Consider the following 20,431-nt stretch of genomic DNA (forward strand, 5'->3'; position numbering starts at 1 on the left):
ATTGCCGCCCATCATACGTGAATGATCAGCAACATTCGACGGGCATCGTCAAGGCGGGCAAATTTCAAACTGAGACACTACCGCGGGTTGCGGCCTCGCAGGCTGAAGTCTTTCAGGCCGTAACCATGGCCGGGCGCCGCGTCTGCCAAATCAGCAGCAGGATAGCTCCAACGTTGATCAGGTTCCACGCGATCCCGTTGAGGAACGCGGCCGCATAGGAGCCGGTCAGGTCGTAGATCCAGCCCGACATCCAGCCACCGATCGCCATGCCGAATATGGTCGCCATCATGACGATGCCGATACGCTGACCTGCCTCCTTGGCGGGCAGGTATTCGCGCACGATGATGGCATAGCAAGGCACGATGCCGCCTTGCGACAGGCCGAACACCAGCGACACGACATAGAGCGAGGTGAGCCCGTCGAACGGGATATAGAACAGCAGCGACAGGCATTGCAGCACGGAACCGATAAGCAGGGTTTTCACGCCGCCGATGCGGTCGGCGACAAAGCCGGAGGCGAGCCGGCTGACCACGCCCGCGGCCATCATGATCGACAGCATGTCGGCGCCATGCGCGATGCCGTAGCCGAGATCCATGCAATAGGCGACGATGTGCACCTGCGGCATCGACATTGCCACGCAGCAGCCGAGACCGGCGATGACCAGCAGCATTTGCAGTGCCGCCGGCGAGATTGAAATCGGCTGTACAGGCCGGCTTCCCGGCGAGCCGGCCGCTGCCGCGTCCGGAGCGCCGCGCCGCAGCAACAGCACCAGCGGTATCATGGTGACCAGACAAAAGACGCCGATGGCGGCATAGGTGAAGCGCCAGCCTTCCGCCTTGATCAGCGTCGGCATGATGGTTGGCCAGAGCGCCCCGGCGAGGTAGTTGCCCGCGGCCGCCGCCGTGACGGCGACGCCGCGTCGACGGTTGAACCAGTGTGAAATATCGGCAATCAACGGTCCGAAGATCACCGATGAGCCAATGCCGATCAGCACCCCCTGGGCAAGGGTGAATTGCAGGATCGACGTCGACGCCGCCGCGAGCAGAAGTCCGGCGGCGAGTGCCACCGAGGAGATCAGCGCCGGGATCCAATAGCCCATGCGATCGATGGCGCGGCCGACCAGCACATTGCCGGCGGCAAAGCCCACCATGGTTGCGGTGTAGGGCATCGATGCCGCCGCGCGGTCAACGCCGAATTCGGCCTGCACGGCCGGCAAGACCACCACGACGGCCCACATGCCGACGGCGCCAATCGTCGCCAGCAGGATCGAGATGGCGAGACGCATCCAGGCATAGGAGCTGTCGATGCCAGGGTTGCTCGCCGGGTTGGCGACGATAGGGGTCAAGGCGTTTCCTGTCCGCGGTTCCGGGAAGTCGACCAGCGCCACTATCGGCGCATTCGCGGCGACGGGCAGCGCCACAGGGCCCCGATCCGTGGCTCCAGCAGCCAGGCGATTTTTCGGGAACCGGCAACGCTCTGCCTGAGTTTTGCGACAGGAAGGAGTTTGCCATGACCGCGAAGAAAAAATGGTCAGCCGAGGTGACCGAGCATAGCGATGCGATGGACCTTGAGGAGCACATCTTCGAAGCCGACGACGCCAAAAGGATCGCGGCTTCGCTCAAACGCTCGGCCGAGCACAGCGACCGGCGCAAGGCCGAGCCGTTCCAGTCGGCGATGTCGATGCTGAATTTCTACATCAATCGCGCCGGCAAAAACCTCCCGCGGGCCCGCCGGAAAGTGCTTGAGGATGCCAAGGACGAACTGCGCATCGCCTTCGGTCGGCCGGAGCAGGACTAGTCCTCACAATTGGCTCCGCCAAATTCGCTTGAACTGGACCTAGTGACAGGTCCTCTTTCCCTCCAGTTTGCCAGTCTCGGCATTGCGTTCCCCAAGCCTGCAAAGTGGCGGCATGACGGTCAAGATCGGCATCAATCCCATTACCTGGAGCAATGATGATGTTCCCGAACTCGGCGGCGACACGCCGCTCGAGACGTGCCTCTCGGAAACCAGGCAGGCCGGCTATCGCGGCACCGAGCTCGGCGGTAAATTCCCCAGGCGAAGCGACGAACTGGGACCGATCCTGTCGTCCTATCGGCTGGAGCTCGTTTCCGGCTGGTATGACGGCCGCATTCTCGATCGCACGGTCGACGAGGAATTCGCCGCCATCACGCCGCATCTGACCTTGCTGCGCGACCTCGGCGCCAGGGTTGTCGTCTATGCCGACACATCACGAGGTCGTCATGACGGCATCTTTGCCCCGATCTCGCAGCGCCCGCGTCTCGCCGATGACGAATGGGCCGCCTATGGCGAGAAGCTGACTGAGCTCGCCGACCGCATGGCCGCCTTCGGCGTCGGCATGGCTTTCCATCATCATATGGGCACCATCGTCGAGACCGACGACGAGGTCGACAGGCTGATGGCTGCGACCGGCAAAAGCGTCGGCCTGCTGTTCGACACGGGCCATTGCCTGTTCTCGGGCGGCGACCCCGCTTCTCTGTTGAACCGGCATCTCGACCGCATCGTGCATTTCCACTGCAAGGACGTCCGCGCGGCTGTGCTCGAAAAGGCACGGCGCGAAGACATGAGTTTCATGGCGGCGGTGATGGAGGGGATTTTCACCGTGCCCGGCGACGGTTCCGTCGATTTCCTGTCGCTGCTGCAGCCACTCGCCAAACGCGGCTACGAAGGCTGGATCGTCGTCGAGGCCGAACAGGATCCGGCCAAGGCGCATCCCTTGACCTACGCCACGAAGGGTTACGCTTCGCTTCTCGCCACGGCCCGCAAGGCCGGGTTTGAGGTAGCGACACGGGACTTGGCCTGACCACAGCCGGAGGGCTGGTGGTTGGCCGGTTGGGCGCGCGCCTCGGTAGGGGTAGCGACGCGAAAGCGCCCGGCGATCCGCGCCGCCGTCTTCCCCTGGCGGCGCGGATCGAGCAATTCTCGGCACCGGCTTGGGAGGTCGGATTTTTGGACCCCGGAGTTTCCGGCCGCAGAGTTTCCAGCTTGAGGCTGGCGGCAAGCCGTGCCTTGATGCAGGTGGAGGAGCGATATGGCATTCGAGGCGGCACTCGGCATGGAACGGCTTTGCACCATCCGCGAGATTGCGCAAAAGGCGGAACTCGGCGCCGCCACCGTGCATCGCGCGCTGAAGAACAGCCGCGAGGTCCATCCCGAAACCAGGCGGCTGGTGCTCGACACCGTCTGCCTTCTCAACGAAGAGAAGATCGCCCGCGCAGCCAGGTTCGTCGGAGACTAGACTTTGGGCGACCACATGCGCCTTTCCCTCGACATCATGTCGGTCGACCGCGCCTCGGACGAGCCGATGCACCGGCAGATATATGGCGCCTTGCGGCGCTTCATCCTCGACGGCCAGATCCAGCAGAACACGCTTTTGCCCTCGACCCGCTCTCTGGCCGAGGATCTGAAAGTCGGCCGCAACACGGTGATCGCCGCCTACGACCAGTTGCTTGCCGAAGGCTTCATCGAGGCGCGCGCCGGATCCGGCACCTGGGTAGCGCCGATCCAGCAGAAGCGCCCGCCGGCCTCGCTGCGCGCCGGTCTCGCCGCTCCGCAAAAGCTCTCGCGGCGCGGCCAGACCATCGTCAACGGCCCGCAGCCGCCGCGCAATGCCGGCGTCATCAACTTCCATCCCGGAGTGCCGGAAACGGCGTCCTTCCCCTTCACCATCTGGTCGAGCCTTCTGGTTCGCAATGCGCGCAGCCGTGACGAGAACCTGCTTGGCTATCTCTCCTTTGCCGGCCATCCGGGCCTGCGCCAGGCCATCGCCTCAACCATCAGCCTGTCGCGCGGCATCAACTGCACCGCGGACCAGGTCATCATCGTCACCGGCGCGCAGGCGGCGCTCGACCTCGCCTCGCGCGTGCTGATGGACGAAGGCGACCATGTCTGGATGGAGGAGCCCGGCTATCTCGGCGCCAAAAGCGCCTTCCTCGCTAGCGGCGCCAGGCTCGCGCCGTTGAAGGTCGACCGGCACGGCTGGCACCTCGCCGACCCCGAGCTGCCGCCGCCACGGCTGATCTATGTGACGCCGTCCTGCCAATGGCCGTTCGGTACCATTATGCGCATCGAGGAGAGGCTGCAGCTGCTCGACATCGCCGAGCGCCACGGCGCCTGGATCGTCGAGGACGATTATGACGGCGAGTACCGTTTTCGTGGCCGGCCCGTGCCGGCTCTGCGCGGCCTCGATCATGCCGACCGCGTCGTCTATATCGGCTCCTTCGGCAAGACGCTGATCCCGGCGCTGCGTATCGGCTATCTCATCGTGCCGCGCGAACTGTCGGTGCCCTTCGACCGCGCCGTCTCCATCACCGGCCAGTTCGCGCCGCTGATCCTGCAGGCCACGGTCAACGACTTCATCACGCAAGGCTACTTCGCCACGCATCTGAAGCGCATGCGCCGGCTCTATGCGCGCCGGCAGGCCAATTTCGTCAAGCTATGCCAAGAGCATCTGGCCGAATGGCTGACGGTGACAGAGAACGATTCCGGCATGCAGCTGCTGGCGAGTTTTACAAGACCCTACAAGGACAGCGACGTCGTCGCCGCCGCCGTGAAGGAGGGGCTCGACGTGCAGGGCATTTCCATCAACTATCATTCGAGCGAGCCGGAGCATGGCCTGCTCTTGGGCTATGCCGCGATGGACGAGCGCCAGATCCTGCGCGCCGTGCTGGCACTGCGTGCCGCCTTCATGCGGCTGGACCGGCAGTAGGCCGGCCCAGAGCAGCGTGTTTCAGTTCACACTATCGAACTTCTGCAGATCTACTGGGGCTGCCTTGCGCACGTCGACATCGTCCAGCGAGGCGTTTTCCAGTGCCACCCGCGCGGCCGCGTCGATGTTGTGGATCATGTCGTCAATCTCGGCATCGCCATGCGCCGGGTTCATCGCCACCATCACCGTGCGGTTGAGGATGTCCAGCGACCCCTTGCCGAGATCGTCGGCATAGGTGAGCCGCAGCCCTTTGTTCTCCGGCAGCGTGTAAGGATTGAGTGCCGGATGATGCGCGCCCTCATGCATCAGCACCTGATCCCACTGGGTAAAATTGTGGCGGCCGGTCTTGCCGGCGATGACGCTGGGAATGGTCTTCGAAAACGTCTGCGCTGCCTGTTCGCTGGGCAGCAGATACATCACCTGCGCCGCACAATCGTCATCGGGACTGTTCATCGGCGATGGCGTCAGGCCGAGATTGCCGAGATGGCGCGTGCCGGCCAGCACCTTCTTCTTCTCCGCCCGCATCGCCTCGATGATGCCATCGAGACGGTCGAGCTGGACATTGAGCATCGCCCCCATCAGTTCCGAGGCGCGCGCGCCGATGCCGGCAAACGGCTTGATGCTGTCGTTGCGCCCCTGCCAGTAGAAATGGCAGGGATCGATGGCACAGCGCGCCCGCTCTGCCACCTTCGGATCGCTGGTGGCGATGCCGCCGCCCTCGCCCGAGGTCATGTTCTTGAAGTAGTTGAAGGAGTAGGCGCCGGCATGGCCGATCGAGCCGAGCTTCTTGCCCTCATAGCCGCCGCCAATGCCCTGGCAGACATCCTCCAGAACCAGCAGGCCGCGCTTTTCCGCGATGTCCATGATCGCGTTCATGTTGCAGGCAGCGCCCCACATATGCACAGGGATGACCGCCTTGGTGCGCGGGCCGATGGCATCGCGCAAAGCCAAGGGATCGATGGTCAGGCTCTCGTCGATATCGACGATGACCGGAATGGCGCCGACCGACAGCACCGCTGTCGCCGTCGCCATATAGGTATGCGCCGGCACCAGCACTTCGTCGCCCGGCCCGATGCCGAGTCCGATCAGGCCGGCGGCGAGCCCATAAGTGCCGCTGGCGGCCAGTGCAAAATGCTCGACGCCGAGATGCCTGGCATAGCGCGCCTCGAAGCGGTTGCATTCGCTGTTGTCGCCATAGCGGAACAGCGCGCCGGAGCGGATCACCCTGGCAATGGCTTCGATCTCTTCTTCGCCGGCAGTGTACATGGCAGCTCTCCACATCGCTTGATGGTGTGAAAGCTGTACGCCCGCCGGCGCTGTTTGAAAGAACCACTCCGCCGTGATCGGACCAAGCCATCCCAGCTGCGCGAGGACGCGTTTGACGCCGAATGTGGGCACAACGAATGAAATCGGCATTCCACAATGCAGGCCCCGCGGAAAAATCGTACCCATCCGAATTCGCTGAAGTGGCCCTGTCGGAAAGCCGGCTTTGGGCGTTCCATCGCGTCCAGTTGGGCAAACGGTCGGTTCCATGCAGCACGGGACACACTTTGGAAGACCCTCGCAACCGGCGTGTCGGCAAGACGGTGGCCGTTCATGAATGCCCCCATGAATGCCCAAAGGCGACAGCTTGTGCTGCATGAAGACGATGTCGGCATGTGCCATGGCGCCAACAGCGCCTTCCTCGAACTGACCGGGCTGGGCGCCTGCAGCTCCGGCGCGGTAATGGTGCCTTGCCCGTGGTTCCCCGAGATGGCCGAAGCGGCAGCCGCGGACCCTCCCCTCGATCTCGGCGTCCACCTGACGCTGAACAGCGAAAAGCAGCACTACAAATGGCGCCCGTTGACCTCGCCGTCGCGCGCGGCCGGCCTGACCGACGAGTTCGGCTATTTCTGGCCCGATGTCGCGACCACCCGCCGCAAGGCGGCACCACAAGCGGTCGAGACCGAGCTGCGCGCCCAGATCGACACCGCCTACCGTGCCGGCATCGACGTCACCCATCTCGACGCCCATATGGGCGCGGCCCTGTCGCCCGAGTTCTGCGACGTCTACATCAGGCTCGGCCTGGAATACCGACTGCCGGTGCTGCTGACCAAAACCCTGTCGGCCTATTCGCCCAACGACAATCTGGTCGGCGTCACCGAACCGGCATTCCAGCGCGGCGTCGCCGAGGCCCGCGCTAAAGGTTTTGTCATCTTCGACGCCGCCATCCAGACGACATGGGGCCGCCCCCGTTCGAAGCCGATAGAGCCTGCCTACAAGGCGCTGGTCGAAGGCGTGCGTGAAGGCCTGACCTTCTTCTGCCTGCATTTCAACGCGCCGGGCGAGCTCGAGTTGATCGAGCCGCGCTCCGCCTACATCCGCACCGAGGAATATGAGCTGTTCCGTGACCAGAGTTTTCGCGACTGGCTCGACGCACAGGACATCGACATCATCGGCATGAAGCCGTTGCGCGAAGAGCTTCGTGCAAGGCTTGGAAGATCGACACCGGCAAAGGCCCGCAAAGCGGCCACCCGGTCAGCGCTGTAAGCCGATCCTTCGGCCTGCGGCGCAAAGAGGGAATTGGAACTGCAACGACAATGGGAGAATGACATGAAGACCGTTCTGAAACTGGCGCTCGGCGCGCTTGTCTCGATGAGTATGCTGGCGGGTGTCGCGCAGGCGGCCGGCCTGAAGGACCCGAAAGATGTCCGCATCACCTTCGTGGTGCATGGTTCGGCCTCCGATCCCTACTGGTCGGTGGTCAAGCGCGGTGTCGATGATGCGGCGGCACTCACCGGCGCCAAGGTCGAATATTACGCGCCGCAGGTCTTCGACGTGGTCGAGCAGTCCCGCCTGCTCGATGCGGCCATCGCCACCAATCCCGACGGCATCGCCGTCTCCATCGCTGACGCCAATGCGCTCGGCAAATCGGTCAAGGCGGGTCTCGCCGCAAACATCCCGATGGTGGTTCTGGATTCCGGCGAGAAGGAAGGCGCCGAACTCGGGACGACCATGTATGTCGGCACCGTCTCCGAATATGATTCCGGCAAGAAGGCCGGTGAGCGGCTGGCTAAGGAAGGCACGCTCAAGGTCGTCTGCATCAACCACGAGGTCGGCAATGTCAGCCTCGACCAGCGCTGCCAGGGTTTGAATGACGGGCTGAAGCCTTCCGGCGGCGGCACCGAAGTCCTGACCGTGTCACCCGATCCGGCCGACATCCAGCGCCGCACCGAAGCCTATCTGTCGGCGCATCCCGACACCCAGGCCGTGTTCGCCCTCGGCGCCACTGCCGCCAATCCGCTGATCCCGTTCTTCCGGCAGAAGGAACTGTTCGGCAAGATCAAGCTCTACACGTTCGACATCAGCCCCGAAGTTCTGGATTCCGTCGTCGCCGGCGAAATGGGCTTCGGCATGGACGCCCAGCAATATCTGATGGGCTATTTGCCGGTGATCTATCTCGTCGAGCACGCCACGCACGGCTTCTGGCCGCAGAACAACGCCTATACCGGTCCGCTGTTCATCGACTCGCCCGACAAGGCCAAGGCTATCCTGGCGCTCGCCAAGGACGGCATCCGCTAAGGCCTCAGCGATCTCGGCAGGGGAAGCCACAGCGTTTTCCCTGCCGTCATCGACATTGCGAAGAGAGCGATTGGGGAGCCTAATGGCAGCCGTGGAAGATAAGGCGATACCTTCAGAAGGGCCGGTCAAGGACCGTTTCGGCATGACGTCGAAGCGCGCCGCCGGCGCCGATGAACGGCTGGCCAGCACCGGCCGGCTGACGCAATGGCTGCGCCGGCCCGAAGCCGGTGCCGCCGGCGGCCTGATCGCCACCATCATCATCTTCGCGCTGCTGCCCGGTGCATCGAACCTCTATTCGCTGCAGGGGTCGATGACCTTCCTGACGCTGGCGGCCGAACTCGGCATCATCGCCACCGCCGCAGCCCTCCTCATCATCGCCGGCGAGTTCGATCTCTCCGTCGGCTCGATGGTCGGCTTCGCCGGCGTCGTCATCGGGCTGACAGTCAAATACTGGGGCCTGCCGCTGTGGGGCGGCATCGCCTGCGCCTTCGCGGTCGCCATCCTCACCGGCTACGTCAACGGCCTGATCGTGGTGAAGACCCGCCTACCCTCCTTCATCGTCACGCTGGCCTCGCTCTATATCCTGCGCGGCCTGTCCATCGGCATCACCCGCGCCGTCACCGGCCGCACGCAGATCCCATACATCCTCGACGGCGCGCCGGATCCGGCCACCGCCGGCCTGTTCAACGGCCATCTCCTGACCGGCTTCTTCCACTGGATGGGTACGCAAGGCTGGATCGCCACCCGCACCGACGGCATTCCCTTTGTCGTCGGCATTCCGATGTCGATCGTCTGGTGGCTCGGCCTGACCGCTCTCGCCGGTTATGTCCTGACCCAGACCAAGTACGGCAACTGGATCTTCGCCACCGGCGGCGACCTCAATGCCGCCCGCAATGTCGGCGTGCCGGTCGACCGGGTAAAGATCGCGCTGTTCATCTACACCGCCTGTGCCGCGACCTTGCTGGCCACCATTCAGGTCATGGAGGCCGGCTCAGCCGACACCACGCGCGGCCTGCTCAAGGAATTCGAGGCCATCATCGCCGCGGTCATCGGCGGCGTGCTGCTCACCGGCGGCTACGGCACCGTCTATGGCGTGCTGTTCGGCGCACTGATCTTCGGCCTGGTGCAGATGGGCATCTTCTACACCGGCATCGACACCGACTGGTTCAAGGTCTTCCTCGGCATCGTCATCCTGATGGCGGTGCTGGTCAACAACTACATCCGCCTCAAGGCGCTCGGACGCGGAGGCGGCAAATGACCAACCCCGGCCAGACCATCCAGCCGGCCATGGAACTGCGCGGCGTCTCGGTCAATTTCGGCTCGGTGCGCGCGCTGCAGGACATCGACATCAAGGTCTATCCCGGAGAGGTGCATTGCTTGCTCGGCGACAACGGCGCCGGCAAGTCGACGCTGATCAAGGTCCTGTCGGGCGTGCACCGGCCGAGCAAGGGCGAGATTTTCGTCGACGGCAAGCCCGTCACCTTCCGCAGCCCGCGCGACGCGCAGGACCTCGGCGTCGCCACGGTCTTCCAGGACCTCGGCATGATCTCGCTGATGTCGATCACCCGCAACTTCTTCCTCGGCCGCGAGCCGACCAGGAGCCGCCTGCCCTTCTCGCGCTTCGACAAGGAGCGCGCCAACACAATAGCCCGCCAGGCGATGGCCGATATCGGCATCGACGTACGCGACCCGACGCAGGCCGTCGGCACGCTGTCGGGCGGTGAGCGCCAGTCGGTGGCGATCGCGCGCGCCGTGCATTTCGGCGCCAAGGTGCTTATCCTCGACGAGCCGACCTCTGCACTTGGCGTGCATCAGGCGGCGATGGTGCTGAAGTTCATCATCGAGGCGCGGATGCGGGGGCTGGCGGTGATCTTCATCAGCCACAACATTCATCACGCCTACCCCGTCGGCGACACTTTCACCCTGCTCAACCGCGGCCGCAATCGCGGCACCTACGCCAAGTCAGAGATTTCGCGAGACGAGGTGATTTCGATCATGTCGGGCGGCGAGGATCTGAAAGCGGTCGAGGCGGAGATCGCCGGCCTGTTGGCGCAGATCGGCAACCGGCCATCGGCGGCGCCGTGACGTTTCAGACCATCAAGAGAGACATTGCATGAGCAGGATACGGGTCGGCGTCATCGGCGCCGGCATGATTTCGCAGGTCGAGCATATTCCAAACCTGTTGCGGCTCGGCGATTTGTTCGAATTGGTCGGCGTCGCCGATCCGTCGAAGGTCTCGCGGCAATTTGTTACCGACACTCACGGGTTTGGCAACTTCGAAACGCCGGAGCAGCTGTTCGACCAGAAGCTCGACGCCGTCGTCATCGGCTCGCCCGACCCGCTGCATCACGAGCAGGTGCTGGCCGGACTCCAGCGCGGCCTGCATGTCTTCTGCGAAAAGCCGCTCTGCTATTCACCGGAGGAGATCGCCGAGATCGTCGCCGCGCGCGACAAGGCCGGCAAGGTGATGCAGGTCGGTTATATGAAGCGCTTCGATCCGAGCTATCGGCTGGCGCTGGCCTCGCTGCCCGGCACGGCAAAGACGCTGCGGTCCGTCTCGGTCGAGGTCAATGACCCCGATGCCTGGCCCTTCATCGCCCACCAGCGCTATATCCGCGGCAATGACATTCCGAAAGAGTTGATTGCTGCCGCGCAAGGCAAGCAGAAACAACAGGTCGAGCGCGCCATTGGCCAGCCTCTGACCGATCTCGCTTTCCGTGGATTTACCGGCGCTTACAGCTCCGCCTTGATTCACGATGTGAATGCCGTGCATGGCCTGCTCGACGCGCTCGGCGTGCCCGATGGCGAGGTCGTCGGCGCGCAGATCTTCGCCAATGGCGATGGCGGCCAGGGTACGGTGAAGCTGCTCGACGGCCAGGCGCTGTGGACCATGACGCATCTGACGGTGCCGAAACTTGCCGACTACAAGGAGCGCATCACGCTGTTCTTCGACGATGCCAGCCTCGAGCTCGAATTCCCCTCGCCCTGGCTCAACCATCATCCGACCCGGCTGACGGTGAAGACGTCGGACGGCCATACGCTTTCGACACGCGACCTGCGCGCCGGCTACGGCGAAGCCTTTGTCGAGGAGATGCGCGGTTTCTGGGGCGCGATCGTCAACGGTGACGAAGTCGTCAACCCGCCTGAGCACGCCGCCCGCGACCAGGCGCTGCTGATCGCGCTGACAAGACGGCATTTAGCCGGATAGCCTGCAGGCTGATCCCGCTTTTAGCGGGAGTTGATGACGCCGTCTGTGTTGGCGAGCAGCTTGCGCACCGCGTTGCGGGCTGCCTCCGGCCGCTGCAGGCGGACGGCTTTCTCGATCGCCTCGTGCAGCTGCTGTGCGTGCTGCAGATCGTCGAGTTCACGCGTCGTAAAGGTGAACAGATGATCGAAGGCAGATTCGATCAGCACGCCGAGCGGCACCAGCAGATCGTTGCCGGAGGCGCGCAATATGGCGAGATGAAAGCGGGTATCGGCGCGCGTGCGTTCCTGCAGGCTGCTCGCCTCGCCCATCTCGCGGCAGGCCTGGCTGATCTCGGCCATCTGCTCCTCGGTGCGCCGCATGGCGGCGAACGCTGTCGCTTCCGGCTCGATGATGTGGCGGAACTCTTGCACCGTTTTCAGGAACACTTCGCGGTCGGGCGAGGTCGCATACCAGGCCAGCACATCGCGGTCGAGCAGGTTCCAGCGCTCCCTGGGTTCAACCCAACTGCCGATCTTGGGGCGTGATGCCAAAAGGCTTTTGGCCATCAGCATCTTGATCGCTTCGCGCACCGCCGAGCGGCTGACGTTGAAGGTTTCCGACCATTTGGCTTCGTTGGGCAGGATGGTGCCCGGCGGATAATCGCCGCGCACGATCCGAAGCCCGATTTCGCTGGCCAGCGACGCGTGCACGCTGGAGCCGGGCACCCGGGTTGCGTCGGCCCGACGAAGCGCCGCCGGGCGCTCGGCGGCCGCCGCCTTGTCGGGCTTCTTTCCCTTACTCGGCTTTCCGTCCCTCATGCGTCCACAAAGTCCGGATTTCGAAAGCTGTCAAGCAGAGGAAAGGGCGTTGGCGGCAAAGCCTGCCAGCCCTATTTGACGTATTTGCGCCAGCTATGCTCGGGACGGAAGCCGAGCACGTCCCTGGCCTTGCGGTTGGAGAGCAGCGTCTCATATTCGCCGAGCTCCGCCTTGACCGGCACATTGGGGTAAAACCGCTTCAACAGCTCGGCCGTCGGCAGGTCGGACGAGGTGTCGTCATTGGCGGCGTTGAAGACCTGAAAGCCGAGACCGTCCTTTTCCACCGCGCGCAGCGTGATCTGGCCGAGGTCGCGGGCATCGACATAGCTCCAGGCGATACGCTTGCGGAAACCCGGATCGGCGAACCATTTCGGAAACAGCGAATATTCATGCGGTTCGATGACGTTGCCGATGCGCAGCGCATAGATGTCGGTGCCGTTGCGCTGCGCAAAGGCGCGCGCCGTGTGTTCGTTGACGACCTTGGACAGCGCATAGCTGTCCATCGGATCGACGTCGTATTCTTCGTCGAGCGGGAAATATTTGGGGTCGCGCGGTTCGTTGGCGAATACCACGCCATAGGTCGTTTCGCTGGATGCGATCACCACCTTCTTGATGCCGAGCTTCACTGCCGCTTCGATGACATTGTAGGTGCCCATCGCATTGATGCGAAACACCTCATTGTCGGGCGTGATCATGATGCGCGGGATGGCGGCGAAATGCACGACGGCATCGACCGGCTGCGAGCGCAGCGACGGGTCGAATTCATGCAGGCCCATGTAGCTCGTCAGCGCGTTGAACACCTGGCCGCTCTCGGTGATGTCGGTGATCAGCGTGCGCACCTTGGGATTGTCGAGCGGTTTGGTGTCGATGTTGAGCACCTGGCAGCCCTGCTCGACCAGATATTGCACGACATGGCGCCCGGCCTTGCCACTGCCGCCGGTGAACATGATCCGCTTCGTCATTTTCGCCTCCAATGCCTAGGATTCCTGTGTATTGTCAGACAATATGGCATTCCGCAACCGCCCTCGCCGGCAAAACGGCGGCGCCAGATATCAATCATTGCAACAGGACTTCAAGACATGACCACGACTGCCGCGAGCGAAAAGATCGGCTTCATCGGCCTTGGCCTGATGGGGCACGGCATCGCCAAGAACATCGTCGACAAGGGCTATAAGCTGACCTTCCTTGGCCGCAAGAACCGCAAGCCGGCGGAAGACCTGCTAGGCCGCGGCGCCAAGGAAGCAGCAACCTCGCGCGACGTGGCGGCGGCGTCCGATATCGTCTTCATCTGCGTCACCGGCTCGCGCGAGGTCGAAGCCATCATCCGCGGCCCCGGCGGCCTCAAGGAGGGCCTGAAGAAGGGCTCGGTCGTCGTCGACTGCTCGACCTCCGATCCGGTCTCGACCGTGGCGCTGGCGGCGGAACTCAAGGAGATCGGCGTCGACTTTGTCGACGCGCCGCTGAGCCGCACTCCGAAGGAAGCCTGGGAAGGCACGCTTGACGCCATGGTCGGCGCGCCCGACGCGCTCTTTGCGCGTGTGAAGCCCGTCATCGAAACCTGGGCCGGGCGCATCGTCCATATCGGCAACACCGGCGACGGCCACCGTATGAAGCTGCTCAACAACTTCATCTCGCTGGGCTACGCCGCGATCTATTCCGAGGCGCTGGCGCTGGCCGAGAAGGTCGGCATATCGCCGCCGCGCTTCGACAGCGTCATCCGCAACGGCCGCATGGATTGCGGCTTCTACCAGACCTTCATGCGCTGGACGCTGGAAGGCGACCGCGACGCGCATAAATTCACCATCGCCAACGCGTTCAAGGACCTGACCTATCTGGAATCCATGGCGGGTGCGGCCGGTATCGCCAATCCGCTCGGCAACGCCACCAAGAATTCCTTCGCCGGCGCCCACGCTACCGGGCCGGCCGAGCAGTTCGTGCCGATGCTGGCCACGCATATCGCCAAGGTGAACGGCGTCGATCTCATGCCAAGCAAGGACGGCAAGAAGCAGACGATCTGATCAGCCGATCTCCTCCGGTGTGGGAGAGATTGCGCTGCCTCACCGCCGCGCCTTGCCGATCCCCTCATCCGTATTGGCCAGCAACTTTCGCACCGCGTTGCGGGCCGCGTCGGGCCGCTGCAGGCGGATGGCCTTCTCGATCGCTTCGTGCAGCTTCTGGGCGTGCTGCTGGTCGCTGACCTGTATGGTCGTGAAGACGAAGAGATGGTCGAGCGCCGATTCGATCAGCACGCCGAGCGGCACCAAAAGATCGTTGCCGGAGGCGCGTAGGATCGTGAGATGAAAGCGCGTATCGGCGCGGATACGCTGCTGCAGGCTTAGCGCCTCGCCCATTTCCCGGCAGGCCTGGCTGATCTCGGCCATCTGCTCGTCGCTGCGTCGCATCGCGGCAAAGGCGCTGGCTTCCGGTTCTATGATGTGACGGAACTCCTGCACCGTGCGCAGGAAGGCCTCCCGGTCCGGCCCGGTCGCATACCAGGCCAGCACATCGCGGTCGAGCAGGTTCCAGCGTTCCCTGGGCTCGACCCAGCTGCCGATCTTGGGCCGTGAAGCCAGCAGGCTTTTGGCCATCAGCATTTTGATGGCTTCGCGCACCGCCGAGCGGCTGACGTTGAACATCTCCGCCCATTTGGCTTCGTTTGGCAGGATGGCGCCTGGCGGATAATCGCCGCGCACGATCCGAAGCCCGATCTCGTTCGCCAGCGAGGCGTGTACACTGGAGCCGGGGGGCCAGGCCGTATCCGGTCGTCGAACAGCGGTGGCAACCGGGCCGGCCGGCGCATCTATCCTGGCGGATCGCCTTCTTGGTATGTCGTCCGGCATCGTCGGCATCGGCAATTTGTCGCAGGGAAACCGTCCGGAATTGTCCGTGCCCTTCGCCGAAAGCAAGACGCATGAGCCCGTCAAAGCCGGAGCTGCCGCCCCGACAATGTTGCCTGTCCTTGTCCCTGAGGAAAATGACGGGGCGCCCTCAAAGGACGCCCCGGTATCGCCGACTATTTCTGGATGCAGGTGTCGACCGTATCCTTGGTGCATTCGTCGAGGCCGGTGAACACCGGATCGGCGACGGCCTTGCCTTCGATGAGATCGATCATCACCGACGGCGCCTTGTAGCCCATTTCGAACGGCCGCTGGCCGACCAGCGCGGTCACCAGCCCGTCCTTGGCGATCGCCACCTCGTCGCCGATCGTGTCGGCGGCTCCGATGACGAAATCATTGCTGGCGATGCGGTCCTTGAGCGGCCCAAACAGGTCGCGATAGGGCTGCGGGGCGCCGAACAGCGGCCAGCCGCCCATGATGCCGAAGGCGTCGAGCTTCGGGTTGGCGGCGAGGATGTCGGTCATCGCCTGCACGCCCTTGGCGCCATCGTCATTGGTGAACACCGGGCAGCCGGCGGCTTCAGTCCAGCCGCCTTCGCCGGCGAGTGCCGCCAGGCCTTCTTTGCCCGACAGCGCATCGCGCATGCCTTGCGCGCGGCGCAGGATGTTGTCGGCCGCCGGATTGCCTTCGATGGTGCAGATCGTGCCGCCGTTCGGCTTGCCCTTCTTGATGTACTCACCGATCTTGTGACCCATCAGATAGTTGTCGGTGCCGAGATAGGTCTTGCGAAGTGCCGCATCTTCCTTGGCCAGGTCGGCGTCGAGGGTCATGATCGGGATCGTCGGATTGGCGGTCTTGATCGTCTGCGCGATCAGCGGCGCGTTGGACGGCGAAATCGCCATCGCCACCGTGTCGGCCTTGCTCAGCATATCCTGCACGATCTGCGCCTCGCCGGCCTCGTCGGATGTCGACGCCGGGCCGGTGTAGAAGCATTCATACTCCGAGCTGGCGTTTTCCTTGTTCCACTTCTCGCAGCCCTGGTGGATGGCCTCGAAGAACGGATTGTCGAGACCTTTCACCACGATGACGAGCTGCTTCTTGGCCAAAGCCGGCCCGGCGCCCAGCGCCATGGCGGCGACGGCGGCAAGCAAAACTGTTTTCCTCATGTCAGTCCTCCCTTGGAAACAGACGGACACGACGTGCCCGCCACACGAACCAACCCGGAATACGGTGACAGAGGGTCGCTATGCGAGCGCTCTTGTCGGCAAGCCAGGTCGATAAGCATTTCATTTCGGTCAGCCGGTTCGAAAAGAGGCCGGCTGGCACCGATGCATTCCTGCTGATCCCACACCCAAACCGGCACGGGGTCGGCAGGTTACTCCTCCGCCCTCCAGCTAATATCGGCTTGTGGCCAACGTCAATGGTATTTGTCCTACAAAACGGATTTTTAGATTCCGCCTGCCGATTGACGCCCGTGCAGTCATTTGCGTAAATGGAATTCAACATCGCTGTCCCGGGAGGAGCTGGGCGAGCGAGGCCGCGGGCAGAACCGGCGGTCTGAGCATGATCCCGAAAAGTGGGAACCGGTTTTCGGAAGAGATCATGCTCCAACAACAAAGTGTTGGATCTGGATGACGTTTCAACCAAACGTCATCCCAGATCCAAGTCACGGGGAGGCAAGAAGGCTGGTGGCGGTTCTCGAACTCACCAACATCTCGAAACATTTCGGCGCCATCCAGGCGGTCAACGACGTCTCGTTGTCCATCGAGCCGGGCCAGGTTGTCGGGCTGATGGGCGACAACGGCGCCGGCAAGTCGACTCTGGTCAAGATGATCGCCGGCAATTTCCGCCCGAGCCACGGCTCGATGCAGATGGACGGCAAGGAGCTGACCTTGCACAAGCCGGTGGAGGCGCGCCAGCACGGCATCGAGATCGTCCACCAGGATCTGGCGCTGTGCAACAATCTGACCGCCGCCGCAAACGTCTATCTCGGCCGCGAATTGCGCCGGGGTGTCGGCCCGTTTCGCATCCTCGACTATGCCGCCATGTACAAGCGCGCCGGCCAGATCTTCGCCGAACTGAAATCGGAGACGCGGCCGCGCGACCTGGTCAAACAGATGTCGGGCGGCCAGCGCCAGGCGGTGGCCATCGCCCGCACCATGTTGTCGCAAGCCAAGATCGTGCTGATGGATGAGCCGACGGCGGCGATTTCGGTCCGCCAGGTCGCCGAAGTGCTGAACCTGATCCGCCATCTGCGCGACCAGGGCATCGCTGTGGTGCTGATCAGCCACCGCATGCCCGACGTCTTCGACGTCGCCGACCGCGTCATCGTCATGCGGCGCGGCAGGAAAGTCGCCGACAAGAGGATCGCATCCAGTTCGCCCGAGGAAGTCACCGGGCTGATCACTGGCGCGATCGAACAGGTCTGATTAGGGGATAAAGATCGACAATGGCAGTCACGCTTGACCAGACGATCGCGCAGAAACAGCACAGCTTTTTCTCGCGCATGTTCGCCAGCCAGACCTTCTGGGTGGTGATCGCCGTCATCCTCGCCTGCATTTTCCTGTCGTTTGCCACCGACGCCTTTGCGACGCAGAAAAACCTCTACAACATCACCCGCAACATCACCTTCGTCGCCATCATTGCGCTCGGCATGACGTTCGTCATCATCACCGGCGGCATCGACCTGTCGGTCGGCTCGGTGCTGTGCCTGTCGTCGATGGTGCTGGCCGTCACCATGCATGCCGGCTATTCGATCGAAATCGGCATCCTCGCCTCGATCGCCACCGCGCTCGCCATCGGCGCCTTTAACGGCATATTGATTGCCTATCTCGGCTTTCCGCCTTTCGTGGTGACGCTCGGCATGCTGTCGATCGCGCGCAGCCTTGCCATGGTCGCCTCCAACAACACCGTCGTCTTCCAGTTCGGCCCGGATCACGACAAGCTTCTGGCGCTGGGCGGCGGCGCCTGGGTGTTCGGCATCGCCAATCCGGTGCTCTACATGATCCTTCTGGCGCTGATCACCGGCTTCACGCTGCGCTGGACCAAATTCGGCCGGCACATCTTTGCCATTGGCGGCAATGAGCACGCGGCGACGCTGACCGGCGTTCCCGTCAAGCAGATCAAGGTTGCCGTCTATATGATCTCGGCGCTGGCGGCCGGCATTGCCGGCATCGTCCAGACTGGGTGGCTGGGCGCCGTCACCACCAATCTCGGCACCGGCATGGAACTGCAGGTGATCGCCGCCACCGTCATCGGCGGCGCCAATCTGGCCGGCGGCGTCGGCACGGCCTTCGGCGCCATAGTCGGTGCAGCACTCATCGAAGTGATCCGCAACAGCCTTGGCCTGCTCGGCATCAATGCCTTCTGGCAAGGTGTGTTCATCGGCGGCGCCATCCTGCTTGCGGTGCTGTTCGACCGCATCCGCAACTTCAGGCGCAATGACTGAACCTTCCGCTGGAAACCATTGCTTTGACATCGAAATCCCTGTTCGACCTTAGCGGCCGGCTGGCGCTGATCACCGGCTCCGGCCAAGGTATCGGCCTCGCATTGGCGCGCGGCCTTGCCGAGCATGGTGCCAGTGTCGTGCTCAACGGCCGCGATGCCGGCAAGGTCGCGAACGCAGTGACAGGTTTGCGCGATGCCGGCTTCACGGCGCACGCCTCGACCTTCGACGTGACGGACTTTCGCGCCGTCGATGCGGATGTCGCCCGCATCGAGGCCGAGATCGGTCCGATCGACATCCTGATCAACAATGCCGGCATCCAGTTTCGCGCCCCGCTCGAGGACTTTCCCGAGGAGCAGTGGGAGCGGCTGTTCAAGACCAATGTCTCCGGCGCCTTCCACGCCGGCAAGGCAGTCGCCCGCAACATGATCGCGCGCGGAAAAGGCAAGATCATCAACATCGGCTCGGTGCAGAGCGAACTCGCCCGGCCTAACATCGCGCCCTATACGGCAACCAAGGGTGCGATCCGCAACCTGACTCGGGGCATGTGCACAGACTGGGCGAAATATGGGCTTCAGATCAACGCCATTGCGCCCGGCTATTTCCGCACCGAGATGAACCAGGCACTGGTCGACAACCAGGAATTCTCCGCCTGGCTGGAAAAGCGCACGCCCGCCGGCCGCTGGGGCTATGTCGACGAGCTAATCGGCGCCGCCGTGTTCCTGGCGTCGGACGCATCATCCTTCGTGAACGGCCACACGCTCTATGTCGACGGCGGCATGACGGCCTCGGTTTGAGGCACCCCTTGGCAAAACCCTATCGCTCAGTCTGAAAATCCGCTGCCGCGCATGGCAGCACACGGCTGCTTTGGCCCCGCGCCTTGACGGGAGCCCGAACTCAGCCGCACAATCCCGGGTGCAGGCGAAGGGAGGCCAGTCGTCTGCGGGAGGATATACCCATGACGGACGCGATCAGGCTCTATTGGGGCCGGTTCGGACATGTTTCTGTCCTGAATGTCGCCAGCGACTTCGTCACCCATGCTCATGTCGAGGCACATATCATCATCTGGCTGGAAGGCACGGCGGGCGAGATGACCATCGGCCGCGAGACGGTGGCGTTGGGACCCGGTACCGCTGCCGGGATCAACTCCTACCAGCCGCACAGCCATGTCCTGTCGCAGAATGGCAGGCCCGGCCTGTTCCTCGCCTTCTACATCGATCCCGACTGGGCGCGCCGGCGCCGCGACCTGCCATCGTCGGCGCCGCTGTTTGCACAGGCCTCGATCACGCTCGAACCCTGGCTGCACCAGGCCGCCGCCAATCTGCTCGATCATCTGAGCGACAATGAAAGCGTCGACGACATCGCCAATTACGAGATCGAGCGCTTCATCGATAGCGTGCTTGACGCCGCCGACGCTTCGGCGCCGCAAGAGGCGCGCATCCGCATTAACACCATGCAGGATTTCCGCGTCCGCAAGGCGATCCAGCTGATGAAGGCCAATGTCTGCGAGCGTATTTCGTTCGATGACGTCGCCCGCAGCGTTGGCCTGTCGCGGCCGCATTTCTTCGCATTGTTCAAGGAACAGACCAATCTGACGCCCAATGTCTATTGGAACACGCTGCGCATGGAGGAAGCCGTGCGGCAATTGCAGTGGTCGCAGGAGCCGCTGATCTCGGTCGCCTGCAATCTCGGCTTCACCACTCAAGGCAATTTCTCGCGCTTCTTCCGCGACCATGTCGGAGTGCCGCCGACGCTTTACCGCGAGGCAGCGCGGGCCATGGCCTGAGCAAGCCGCTCGTTTTTCAGACTCCTTGATAGGGCCGCAAGACCCATTGATAAGCGCCGGAGCGCCCGCCG

The 20,431-nt window shown here is 63.4% G+C and carries 20 protein-coding genes; 14 read left to right on the forward strand and 6 right to left on the reverse strand.

Going from position 1 to position 20,431, the window contains the following annotated elements; translation table 11 throughout:
• Positions 1-112: 112 nt before the first annotated feature.
• On the reverse strand, positions 113-1,285 hold the full coding sequence (locus tag AC1D1L_RS18955; RefSeq protein ID WP_477343118.1) for an MFS transporter: 1,173 nt from the start codon (positions 1,283-1,285) through the stop codon (positions 113-115).
• A gap of 224 nt (positions 1,286-1,509) precedes the next feature.
• Between AC1D1L_RS18955 and AC1D1L_RS18960 the strand changes: the two genes are divergently transcribed.
• From AC1D1L_RS18960 to mocR, 4 genes are all read left to right on the forward strand, one after another.
• Entirely contained in the window at positions 1,510-1,797 is a 288-nt protein-coding gene (locus AC1D1L_RS18960; protein ID WP_477342998.1) for a DUF3175 domain-containing protein, read from the forward strand.
• Between the two features lie 112 nt (positions 1,798-1,909).
• The gene (gene iolE, locus AC1D1L_RS18965; RefSeq protein WP_477342999.1) at positions 1,910-2,821 is read left to right on the forward strand and encodes a myo-inosose-2 dehydratase; all 912 of its coding nucleotides are present in this window, start codon (positions 1,910-1,912) and stop codon (positions 2,819-2,821) included.
• Between the two features lie 228 nt (positions 2,822-3,049).
• Positions 3,050-3,256 carry a LacI family DNA-binding transcriptional regulator gene (locus tag AC1D1L_RS18970; RefSeq protein WP_477231617.1) on the forward strand — a complete coding sequence of 69 codons (207 nt, stop codon included), beginning with the start codon at positions 3,050-3,052 and terminating at the stop codon, positions 3,254-3,256.
• Positions 3,257-3,271: 15 nt separating this feature from the next.
• Positions 3,272-4,726, forward strand: coding sequence for a rhizopine catabolism transcriptional regulator MocR (gene mocR, locus AC1D1L_RS18975; RefSeq protein WP_477343000.1), 1,455 nt, complete (start codon positions 3,272-3,274; stop codon positions 4,724-4,726).
• A 21-nt stretch (positions 4,727-4,747) separates the two neighbouring features.
• On the opposite strand, the gene AC1D1L_RS18980 is transcribed toward mocR, so the two are convergent.
• The gene (locus tag AC1D1L_RS18980) at positions 4,748-5,992 is read right to left on the reverse strand and encodes a DegT/DnrJ/EryC1/StrS family aminotransferase (protein WP_477343001.1); all 1,245 of its coding nucleotides are present in this window, start codon (positions 5,990-5,992) and stop codon (positions 4,748-4,750) included.
• A 342-nt stretch (positions 5,993-6,334) separates the two neighbouring features.
• On the opposite strand from AC1D1L_RS18980, the gene AC1D1L_RS18985 reads away from it, so the two are divergent.
• The 5 genes from AC1D1L_RS18985 (at position 6,335) to AC1D1L_RS19005 (ending at position 11,495) form a co-directional block, all read left to right on the forward strand.
• Entirely contained in the window at positions 6,335-7,255 is a 921-nt protein-coding gene (locus tag AC1D1L_RS18985; RefSeq protein ID WP_477343002.1) for a polysaccharide deacetylase family protein, read from the forward strand.
• 63 nt (positions 7,256-7,318) lie between these two features.
• Positions 7,319-8,287: a rhizopine catabolism ABC transporter substrate-binding protein gene (locus AC1D1L_RS18990; RefSeq protein ID WP_477343004.1), complete on the forward strand. Its 969-nt coding sequence runs from the start codon at positions 7,319-7,321 to the stop codon at positions 8,285-8,287.
• 142 nt (positions 8,288-8,429) lie between these two features.
• Positions 8,430-9,545 (forward strand): ABC transporter permease, encoded by a 1,116-nt coding sequence (locus AC1D1L_RS18995; RefSeq protein ID WP_352584327.1) that lies wholly within the window; start codon positions 8,430-8,432, stop codon positions 9,543-9,545.
• On the forward strand, positions 9,542-10,372 hold the full coding sequence (locus AC1D1L_RS19000) for an ATP-binding cassette domain-containing protein (RefSeq protein ID WP_477343005.1): 831 nt from the start codon (positions 9,542-9,544) through the stop codon (positions 10,370-10,372). Before AC1D1L_RS18995 ends, AC1D1L_RS19000 begins: the two co-directional genes overlap by 4 nt.
• Before the next feature lie 28 nt (positions 10,373-10,400).
• Positions 10,401-11,495, forward strand: a complete 1,095-nt coding sequence (locus AC1D1L_RS19005; protein WP_477343006.1) for a Gfo/Idh/MocA family protein — start codon at positions 10,401-10,403, stop codon at positions 11,493-11,495.
• A 20-nt stretch (positions 11,496-11,515) separates the two neighbouring features.
• On the opposite strand, the gene AC1D1L_RS19010 is transcribed toward AC1D1L_RS19005, so the two are convergent.
• Both AC1D1L_RS19010 and AC1D1L_RS19015 read right to left on the reverse strand, forming a co-directional pair.
• On the reverse strand, positions 11,516-12,292 hold the full coding sequence (locus AC1D1L_RS19010) for a FadR/GntR family transcriptional regulator (RefSeq protein WP_477343008.1): 777 nt from the start codon (positions 12,290-12,292) through the stop codon (positions 11,516-11,518).
• Between the two features lie 71 nt (positions 12,293-12,363).
• Positions 12,364-13,254 carry an NAD-dependent epimerase/dehydratase family protein gene (locus AC1D1L_RS19015; RefSeq protein WP_477343009.1) on the reverse strand — a complete coding sequence of 297 codons (891 nt, stop codon included), beginning with the start codon at positions 13,252-13,254 and terminating at the stop codon, positions 12,364-12,366.
• A gap of 117 nt (positions 13,255-13,371) precedes the next feature.
• Between AC1D1L_RS19015 and AC1D1L_RS19020 the strand changes: the two genes are divergently transcribed.
• Complete coding sequence (locus tag AC1D1L_RS19020) at positions 13,372-14,310, forward strand: NAD(P)-dependent oxidoreductase (protein WP_477343010.1); 939 nt, start codon at positions 13,372-13,374, stop codon at positions 14,308-14,310.
• A 39-nt stretch (positions 14,311-14,349) separates the two neighbouring features.
• Here the strand turns inward: AC1D1L_RS19020 and AC1D1L_RS19025 are convergent, their stop codons facing one another.
• Complete coding sequence (locus AC1D1L_RS19025; protein WP_352584325.1) at positions 14,350-15,132, reverse strand: FadR/GntR family transcriptional regulator; 783 nt, start codon at positions 15,130-15,132, stop codon at positions 14,350-14,352.
• A gap of 173 nt (positions 15,133-15,305) precedes the next feature.
• Positions 15,306-16,295 carry a sugar-binding protein gene (locus AC1D1L_RS19030; protein WP_352583732.1) on the reverse strand — a complete coding sequence of 330 codons (990 nt, stop codon included), beginning with the start codon at positions 16,293-16,295 and terminating at the stop codon, positions 15,306-15,308.
• A 522-nt stretch (positions 16,296-16,817) separates the two neighbouring features.
• Between AC1D1L_RS19030 and AC1D1L_RS19035 the strand changes: the two genes are divergently transcribed.
• The 4 genes from AC1D1L_RS19035 (at position 16,818) to AC1D1L_RS19050 (ending at position 20,360) form a co-directional block, all read left to right on the forward strand.
• Positions 16,818-17,558 (forward strand): ATP-binding cassette domain-containing protein, encoded by a 741-nt coding sequence (locus AC1D1L_RS19035; protein ID WP_477343011.1) that lies wholly within the window; start codon positions 16,818-16,820, stop codon positions 17,556-17,558.
• Between the two features lie 20 nt (positions 17,559-17,578).
• Positions 17,579-18,577 (forward strand): ABC transporter permease, encoded by a 999-nt coding sequence (locus AC1D1L_RS19040; protein WP_112560280.1) that lies wholly within the window; start codon positions 17,579-17,581, stop codon positions 18,575-18,577.
• Between the two features lie 23 nt (positions 18,578-18,600).
• Positions 18,601-19,371 (forward strand): SDR family oxidoreductase, encoded by a 771-nt coding sequence (locus AC1D1L_RS19045; RefSeq protein ID WP_435053222.1) that lies wholly within the window; start codon positions 18,601-18,603, stop codon positions 19,369-19,371.
• Between the two features lie 161 nt (positions 19,372-19,532).
• Entirely contained in the window at positions 19,533-20,360 is an 828-nt protein-coding gene (locus AC1D1L_RS19050; protein ID WP_477343012.1) for a helix-turn-helix domain-containing protein, read from the forward strand.
• The last annotated feature ends 71 nt before the right edge of the window (positions 20,361-20,431 follow it).

Source organism: Mesorhizobium sp. P2_D6, assembly GCF_056404315.1.